The following is a 6,273-nucleotide window of genomic DNA, read 5'->3' as shown; positions in this document are numbered from 1 at the left end:
GGCCGTGCTCGAGGATGTCCTCGGCCAGCGCCTCGACCCGGGCCGCATCCAGCGCCTTGGCGCGCTTGACCGGCACGTAGATGCGGGCAATCTCGATCTCGTGGCGCTCGAGCATGGCCATGTCAGATCGCCCGGCCGGGCTTGCCGCACAAGGGGGGCGCCCTGTCGCGCCCGGTGACGCGCAGCTCCAGCCCGGCGTCGGGGCCGTCGCCCGTCAGCTTGACGTAGAGCCCCTTGTCGTCGCGCAAAGCCCGCCAGCACGAGACCTGGTCGCCCTCGCCGTAATAGAAGCACAGCCGGGCGCCATAGGGGCGCCAGACCCCGTTCACGCAGCTGCCGTCGGGGTTGCGCCAGATCGTGCGGCGGCCGGACTTGAAGGTCTCCTGGCCGAAGGGCTGGCCATGGCGCGAGAAATGCAGCGTCCAGCCCTGGGCATAATCGCGGAACTGGGAGGGGCTGACGGACTCGTCGGCCGGGGCCGCCGCCAGCGGGAGAGCGGCGAGGCAAAGGGCAAGCAGCAGCGGTCTCATGCGGCCGAGCATGGCCCGCGCACTCCGCTACCGCAAGCGGAAAGCGGCGGTCTGGGGCGGAAGGCAGGCGGTGGCGGAGCAGGGCTGCACGGTCAGCTGGATCACCTCGGCGGAGGGCGCGAGCGCGAGGTCGAGCCGGCCCTCGTAGACCCGCACCGGCCGGTCGGCGAAGCCGAGCGCGCGCGCCTGGCCTTCGGGCCAGTCCGCCTCGGCGCCCTCGATGCTGGCGCCCACCAGCCCCTCGGCGCCGGGGGCGTGGGCGTTGACATGCCAGCCCGGCGCGATCTCGAGGCTGAGCCGGCCGCCGCCCGGGCCCAGGCGCGCGCGCACCGCGCCCGCCGCCAGCGCCCGGCGCAGCCCGCCCTCGCCCGCCTCGAGGACGCGCGCGGCGGCCAGTGCGTCCGGCCTGAGCAGCGGCGTGCGCTCGAGCTGGCCCGAAAGCGCGGCGAGCAGGCGCTCGGCCGCGGCGCGGAAGGCCGGGTCTGTCAGGCGCCGGTCGAGCCGGGCCAGCAGCTCGAGCATGGCGCTCTCGCCCGCGGGCGTCGCCCCGTCGGCGGCCTCGTAGACCGGGCCGACCGGGCTGTCGGCGGCGGCCATGCGCAGCCGTCCCGCGCCGTCGCCGAACAGTTCGAGCGCCGTGTGCGCCAGCTCGGCCGCCCGTGCGCGCCAGCTCTCCGCCCCGGTGGCGTCCCAAAGCGCCAGCAGGCCGAGCCCGGCCCAGGCATAGTCCTCGAGCGCGCCCTCCTCGAGCGCCCGCCCCCCGGCCCACAGCCGCATCAGCCGCGTGCCGGTCCAAAGCCGCGCCCACAGCGCCTCGGCCGCACGCGCGGCCGCATCCGCAAAGGCGGGGGTCTCGAACGCCACCGCCGCCTCGGCCAGGGCGCGGATCATCAGACCGTTCCAGCCGGCGATCACCTTCTCGTCGCGCAGCGGTCTGGGCCGTGCCTCGCGCGCCGCACGCAGCCGCTCGAGCAGCGGGTCGAGGGCGGCGAAGTCCGGCGGCTCGGCCGCGTCGAGATGCGGCACCGGTCCGGCCTCGACGGTCGGGCGCTCGCCCAGACCCAGCGCCTCGATCGCCAGGCCGGCCTCGGCGCCCAGCGCGGCGCGCGCGGCATCGGGCGGCCAGACATAGAAGGCGCCTTCCTCGCCCGCGCCGCTGCCGTCGGGGCTGTCGGCGTCCTCGGCAGCGTAGAAGGCGCCCTCGGCGTCTGTCATGTCGCGCAGCACATAGGCGCAGGCGCGCTCGGCGGCGCGGCGCCAGGCCGGCTTGCCGGTGGCTTCCCAGCCCTCGATGAAGGCGCGGGCAAGCTGGGCCTGGTTGTACAGCATCTTCTCGAAATGCGGCGTGCGCCAGGTCGCATCCACGGTGTAGCGGTGGAAGCCGCCGCCGACATGGTCGTGGATGCCGCCCGCCGCGATCGCCTCGAGCGTGCGCCCGGCGATCCCGAGCGCACGCACCGCGCCGGTGCGCCGCCAGTGGTCGACCAGGTAGAGCACGAAGCCCTCCTGCGGGAACTGCTGCGTGGTCGAGAAGCCGCCCTCCTCGGCGTTGTGCAGCTCGGCGAGCTGGTCGAGAGCCGCTGCGTGGACCTCCGGCCCGGGCACCCCCGCGCCGGCCGGGGCGGCGGGCGCGACGCTGCGGATCGCGGCGCTGAGCTGCCCGGCCACGGTCTCTATCTCGGACCGCCGGCCGCTGCGCCACAGCTGCGCCACGGCCTGCAGCAGCTGCATGAAGTCGGGGCGGGGGAAGTAGGTGCCGGTGTGGAAGGGCCGCCCGTCGGGCATCAGGAACACCGAGTTCGGCCAGCCGGCGTGGCCCTGCTGCAGCTGGGTCGCGGTGATGTAGACCTGATCGATCGCCGGGTGCTGCTCGCGGTCGACCTTCACCGGAATGAAGTGGGCGTTGAGGATTTGCGCCACGGCCTCGTTGTCGAAGCTCTCCTCCTCCATCACGTGGCACCAGTGGCAGGTGGCGTAGCCGACCGAGACGAACAGCGGCAGGTCGCGCGCCCGTGCCTCGGCCAGCGCCTCCTCGCCCCAGGGGCGCCAGTCGACCGGGTTGTGCGCGTGCTGGAGGAGGTAGGGCGAGGCCTCGAGGATCAGCCGATTGACGAATCGCGGCCGGCCGCCGGGCGCGCGCTGGCGCGTGCGCGGGGCGTAGTCCGGCCCCTTGGCCTCGTATGCTGCCCACAGCCTGCGGCTCAGCCCGGCCTCGCGGCGTGTGCCGGGCGGGTCGGCCGGCGAATCGTGGGGCAGGTCCGGCGCCATGACGGTCCCTTCTGTCGCGGCGAGTCTGGGCCGAATCCTCGCACAGGCAGGCCGCGGGTCCAACCCGTCGGCGACGGCGCGAGGCTCCCGTCCCTGGCGTGGCGCGCACCGGACCGCGCGCGGTGACGGATTTCCGGCGCGGCCGCGTTATATGATAGGGACAAGCGGAGGGAGTCGGATGGCCTTGACACGCCCCGCCATCGTCCTGGTTATCGCGCTCGGTGCCGCGCCTGCGGCAGCCGGCCCGAGGGGGTTGTTTCTTAATCCGGGCGCACCGCCGCCCTCTGGCACCGCCCCGGTTGGCACGACCACCACGCCCTTCAGCTGGACCCCACCGCCGATGGCGCAGACCACCCCGCCCGGTTCAGCGACCCTCGAGCCTGGCCGGCTGAGCAGGCCGGGCGGCCGCCGGCACACGCCGCACGGCTTTGAGCCGCATCATCGGCACGGCACGCCGCTTCTGCTCTATGGCGAGGGGTTCTACGACAACGGGCTCTACGACAGCGGGGGCTACGACAACGGGGGCTACGACAACGGGGGCTACGACAACGGGGGCTACGGGGACGAGCAGGAGGGGCAGGCCTCGGTCGCCCCCGCCCCGGCTCCCGCGCCGCCTCCCCAGGCCAGGCCGGCCGCGCCGCCGCCGCCGCCCGACCCGCGCGGACCGCTGATGCTCAGGGCCCGCGGCGTGCCGGCCCAGACGCTCTACACGGTGGGCGAGGCGCTGCCGCCCGACGTGCCCCAGGTCACCCTGGACTGGCGCCAGTACGGCCTGCCGAGGCCGCCGGACGGGCTGATCTATGCCCGCGTCCGCGGCGACGTGCTGCTGATCGACCCGGTCACGCGCGTGGTCGAGCGCCGCGTCGATCTGGCCAAGCTCAGGGCCGCCGGGAAGACGCCCGATGCCGGCTGAGCCGCGCCCGCGGCCCCGAGATGTCGGGAACGCCCCGCGTCCGTCGCATCCGCGATACCCTCTGGCCACGGCAGGCGGGTATGTTATAAGCGCCGCTGGTATACCAGATACACGCAGCGCATTCACAAGCTGTGCAGGACCGTCCAGGAGGAACGCATGAGCCCGCTCGACGAGAAACCCAAGGGAAATGGCGGCGTCTGGCGCAAGGGCCAGGGCAAGGCCAAGCGCACGCCCAAGGGCCGCCAGATCGAGGACGGGGCGCTCGAGCAGGTGCGTGCGCTGCTGGGCGACCGGCCGCGCCGGCGCGACCTGCTGATCGAGCATCTGCATCTGATCCAGGACCGGCACGGGCAGCTCTCGGCGGCGCATCTGCGCGCGCTGGCGCACGAGATGAAGCTGCCCCAGGCCGAGGTCTACGAGGTCGCCACCTTCTACGCCCATTTCGACGTGGTGAAGGAGGGCGAGGCGCCGCCGCCGAAGATCACCATCCGCGTGTGCGATTCGCTCTCGTGCGAGCTCGCGGGCGCACAGCGGCTGATGGAGGCGTTGAAGGCGGGCAACGACCCTTCGGAGGTGCGCGTGGTCCGCGCCCCCTGCATGGGCCGCTGCGACACCGCGCCGGCGCTCGAGATCGGCCACAACGCCATCGACAACGCCACGCCCGAGAAGGTCGCCGAGGCCATCCGCGACCAGGACTTCCACGCCCACATCCCCGATTACGAGACCTTCGAGCAGTACCGCGCGCGCGGCGGCTACGACTCGTTCAAGGCGCTGCGCGACGGCGCCAAGACCCCCGATCAGGTGCAGCAGCTGATGCTGGACGCCGGCGTGCGCGGCATGGGCGGCGCCGGCTTCCCCGCCGGGCGCAAGTGGGGCTTCGTGCGCGCCGAGCCGGCGCCGCGCTACCTCGCCGTCAACGCCGACGAGGGCGAGCCCGGCACCTTCAAGGACCGCTACTTCCTCGAGCGCGAGCCGCATGTCTTCCTCGAGGGCACGCTGATCGCCGCCTGGGCGGTCGAGGCCGCGACCTGCTTCATCTATGTGCGCGACGAGTACCCCGCGTCGATCGAGATCCTGCGCCGCGAGGTGGCCGCGCTCGAGAAGGCCGGGCTCGCCAAGCCGGGCTATATCGACATCCGCCGCGGCGCCGGCGCCTATATCTGCGGCGAGGAGTCGGCGATGATCGAGTCGATCGAGGGCAAGCGCGGCTACCCGCGCCACCGCCCGCCCTATGTGGCGCAGAACGGCGTGTTCGGCCGCCCCACGCTCGAGCACAACGTCGAGACGCTCTATTGGATCGCGCGCGTCATGCGCGAGGGGCCGGAGCTGTTCACCTCGGTCGAGCGCAACGGCCGCAAGGGCCTGCGCGCCTATTCGGTCTCGGGCCGGGTCAAGCAGCCGGGGGTCTATGTGCTGCCCGCGGGCTCGAACATACGCGACATCGTCGAGGCGGCGGGCGGCATGCTCGAGGGGCACGCGCTCAAGGCCTACCAGCCGGGCGGGCCGTCCTCGGGCGTGCTGCCGGCCTCGCTCGACGACGTGCCGCTCGACTTCGACACGCTGCAGCCGCACGGCTCGTTCATCGGCTCGGCGGCGGTGGTCGTGCTCTCGGACAAGGACTCGATCAAGGACGCCACGCTCAACATGCTGCGCTTCTTCGAGGACGAGAGCTGCGGCCAGTGCACGCCGTGCCGGGTCGGCTGCGAGAAGGCGGTCAAGCTGATGCAGGCCGAGACCTGGGACCGCGAGGTGCTGACCGACCTGAGCCAGGTGATGATCGACGCCTCGATCTGCGGCCTCGGCCAGGCGGCGCCGAACCCGTTCCTGCTGGCGATGAAGTATTTCCCGGACGAGGTGTGAGGGGGCGGGGATCGGCGGCCCGGTGTGCTCAGACGCTGAGTTTTCAAACCCACCGTTGCGGCCGTTGTGGCGGGAACCGTGGGTCGGGACGACCCACGCCACCAGCTTATTCAATAGCCCTAATCGTGTTAGGGTCGCTACTCATGACCCCAATATCCGATGGAGGTAGGCGTCATGGGCCCTGTGATCGAAGTCATCGCAGTTGTCGTCTGGAGCGTGTTCTCCTACGCCAAACAGCTCGCTTGGTTCTTGTTCAAGATAGTTCTCGCCGTGGGTATTGGCTGGGGCATACTTCGCAGCCTGACCCTATTTCCAATGGAAACCATCGGTTACTGGCAAAAAAGTTGCAATCGTCAAATCTCAACATTCCGGGAGGGGCGTATCTCGCGTGGATTGCAGACAATTGGTTATCACTCGGCGTGCTTATTGTGCTCGTTCTTACGATTCGTTCTAATCGTCTATTGAATGGGGTGGGGCCAGCGAGTGGACATGCGGCATTCGCAGCAAGCGCACTGGCGAATTATTTCGACATTGATCCCACAACACCACGCCTTTTGAAAATAGAAGCTAAGGAAGACGTGACACTCACTAGCAGGCTGTTGAAGAACTCTCCCGGAAGGCCTTTAGGACGGCCTCGTCGCCTCGGTGGTAGGCGAACTCGATCTCGAGCGATCCATCTTCGAGCAGTTCGGCGGACCCGTC

General features: G+C 71.2%; 5 protein-coding genes. 3 read left to right on the top strand and 2 right to left on the bottom strand.

Annotation, left to right across the window (positions count from 1 at the left end):
* Positions 1-122: 122 nt before the first annotated feature.
* Positions 123-530, bottom strand: a complete 408-nt coding sequence (locus AC32QD_RS11640; RefSeq protein ID WP_492010670.1) for a hypothetical protein — start codon at positions 528-530, stop codon at positions 123-125.
* Between the two features lie 27 nt (positions 531-557).
* A complete protein-coding gene (locus tag AC32QD_RS11635; RefSeq protein WP_492010669.1) occupies positions 558-2,798 on the bottom strand; it encodes a DUF255 domain-containing protein in 2,241 nt (746 codons plus the stop codon).
* A gap of 340 nt (positions 2,799-3,138) precedes the next feature.
* Between AC32QD_RS11635 and AC32QD_RS11630 the strand changes: the two genes are divergently transcribed.
* From AC32QD_RS11630 to AC32QD_RS11620, 3 genes are all read left to right on the top strand, one after another.
* Complete coding sequence (locus AC32QD_RS11630; RefSeq protein WP_492010668.1) at positions 3,139-3,711, top strand: RcnB family protein; 573 nt, start codon at positions 3,139-3,141, stop codon at positions 3,709-3,711.
* Positions 3,712-3,867: 156 nt separating this feature from the next.
* Entirely contained in the window at positions 3,868-5,571 is a 1,704-nt protein-coding gene (locus tag AC32QD_RS11625; RefSeq protein ID WP_492010667.1) for an NAD(P)H-dependent oxidoreductase subunit E, read from the top strand.
* Between the two features lie 174 nt (positions 5,572-5,745).
* Positions 5,746-6,036: a hypothetical protein gene (locus AC32QD_RS11620; protein ID WP_492010666.1), complete on the top strand. Its 291-nt coding sequence runs from the start codon at positions 5,746-5,748 to the stop codon at positions 6,034-6,036.
* The last annotated feature ends 237 nt before the right edge of the window (positions 6,037-6,273 follow it).

It is taken from the genome of Thermohalobaculum sp., from assembly GCF_058622915.1.
The sequence above is the reverse complement of the archived record's forward strand: the minus strand, read 5'-3'. Positions and strand labels throughout refer to the sequence as shown.